Annotated in this window: 1 protein-coding gene; it reads right to left on the reverse strand. The window is 73.8% G+C overall.

Going from position 1 to position 2485, the window contains the following annotated elements:
* Positions 1 to 469: 469 nt before the first annotated feature.
* The coding region (locus tag AC5LUJ_RS23150; RefSeq protein WP_493465767.1) for an Lsr2 family DNA-binding protein at positions 470 to 2485 on the reverse strand (2016 nt) is incomplete at its 5' end.

Raw genomic sequence — 2485 nt, forward strand, 5'->3', positions numbered from 1 at the left:
GGGCGGAATCAAGCGGTCATGGCGACGCATGTCGGCAAGGGCTCTGTCGTTCGTCCACGGTCGGACCCGAGGCGCCGACGAGGACCGGCGGACCAGCCCCGCCTGCGCCGGCGGAGACGAATCCGGTCCGTGCGACCAAGCGGCTGAAGCCGTACGTGCGGTCGATGTGCGCAAGCGAATGCGGATCTTGACTGATTCATGGTCGTCATCGACGTCTTGGAGGCGCCCGTTGAATGGCGAGACCGCGGATGCCCTGGGCTCCGCAGGGAAGACGGTCGTGCGAAGCACGACCTCGGGGGTCCGGGGGCCGCCCCCCGGGCAGATATCGCGGCCCCGGCAAAGCCGATCAGAGATCGGCGAGCACGACAAGCCAGCGCGTGCCCCCGGCGGGGAACGGCGAGGAAGGGAAAACGTTCCGTGCTCCTCGAGCGGCTTGTTGACCTTGACTGGGGTGCTCCACCTGCCCTAACTAGGGGGTTGCGTGAGCCTGCCGGAAGGCGTCGATGACGTCGGACGGGATGCGGCCTCGGTCGCCTATGTGGCGTCCGTTGGCGCGTGCCCATGAGCGGATCTGCGCGGGGTCGTGGTCGGGTGGGAGGACGGGGACTGCCGCGACGGCCCTGGGTGGCCGGGCGGGGCTGCCGGCCGTTCTCGCAGGAGTGGAGGTTGCGTGGGCCGACCGGGGTGAGCCGGTGTCCGCTGCTTCCCGCTGTCGGGCGATTCCGGTCATCGCGGCGCGGATTGCCGTGGCGGGGCGGCTCGCCGGGAGGGCGTTCGCCGACGGGAGCTGGGTGATCGTGGTGGTGACGGGTGTGCTGGTCCGGGCGATCTCGGCGGTGCGGTCGTGGTGGGTCAGCACGATGATCTGCCATTGCCCGGCGAGCTCGGCGAGGACGCCGAGCGCGGCCGCGGTTCGTTGATCGTCGAAGGCCATCAGGACGTCGTCGAGGACGACGGGCAGCGGTGGATTGCCGCGGTCCTGGCGCTCGCGCTGCAGCTGGCTGATCGCTGCGAGGCGAAGCGCCAGGTAGACCTGGTCCGTGGTGCCTTCGGAGAGCTCGTGCGGGGCCAGCTCCTGCTCGTCGGAGCGGATGACCCGCAGGCTGCGGCCGCCGGTGACGTCGGCGGCGCGCAGGGCGACGTAGCGTCCGTCGGTGAGCCGTTCGAGGAGGCCCCCGGCGTCGGCCAGCAGCGGGGAGGCGTGCTGACGCTCGTATGCGTCCAGCTGGTCACGCAGGATCTCATATTGGATCTTTAGTGTCAGGTGGCGTTCGGCGCTCTCGGCGATGACCGCGAGCTTCTCCTGCGCCAGGGCCGCCAGCTCGGCGGCGTTCGACTGGGAGGAGGTCAGCGCTGCCAGGCGCTCCTCGAGCCTGCCGAGCTCCTGGCGTGCCTGGTTGTGCTCGCCCTCGTGCCGGTTCCGGTCGGATGTCGCCGCCGCCAGCTCGTCCGTGAGCTCCTCGTCGGTGCGGTCGGCGAGTTCCTTGGCGAGCGTGTCCAGGTCCTCGTCCGGTGCGGCGGCGTGGATCCGTTCGGCCGCCCGCGTCCGGCGTTCCACGGCGGCGACGACGAGGCGCCCCCGGCCGGCCGCGGCCGCGAGGCACTCGACCAGCCCGGAGGGGCCAGACCATGGGCCAGAGCATGATGGTCCGCTGGCGGCCGCGTCGGCGTGGTCGCTGTCACCGGCCGGGCCGAGGCCGGCGGTGTCGCGCAGGTCCGTCAGGCGTGTCACCGCGCTGTCCCGTTGCCGGCCGGCCGCGCTGGTCTCGTCGTCGAGGCGGGCAAGATCCGTGTTGGTCCGCTCGACGTCGTCGCGGGCGTTCCGGGCGGTCCGCACCGCGCCGGTGAGCAGCTGAAGATCTGTCGGCGGCTGGCTCGACGCGGCCGTCCGCAGGTCCGAGGACGCGGGAGGCGGCGAGGCGGCGAGGCTGCTGACGGCCGCGGCGTGCCGGCTGGCGAGCGTGGCGACGCGCTCGGCGAAGGCGGCGTGGCGGGCCCGGGCGCCGGCGGCGTCCTGGGTGGCCCTGAGGGCTCGGCGGTGGTGGTCGACCGCCTCGGTCAGCCGCCGCCGCCGTTCCGCCCAGCCGTCGGGGTGCAGCGCGGGGGACAGGAGCGCGGCCTGTCGCTGCTGTGCCCAGCGGGCCTGGGCCTCGTGGAGCTCCGCCAGCCGGGCCTGTCGGGCCCGCTCGGCCCGGTCCACCTCCTCGGCGCGGGCTCTGGCTGTGGCGTGGGCTTCCTGCGCGCGGGACGCCTCGTCGAGGACCTGGTCCGCGGCACCGAGCAGGGTGTCGAGATCGAGGCCGGATCCGGTCCCCACCGCCTCGCCGTTCTCGCCGCCGGTCGCGGCCACCGTGTCCACCCCGTCTGTGGTGATCCCGGCGCTGGTGGTGGCCTCCCGGCCGGGGGGAGCGGATGGCGCGGTCGGGGCTGGTGCTCCGACGCCGGCCGCCGGGTCCTGGGCCGCGCCGGCGGGGGCGGTCGTGCC

This window comes from Protofrankia sp. CiP1_Cm_nod3, from assembly GCF_982290655.1.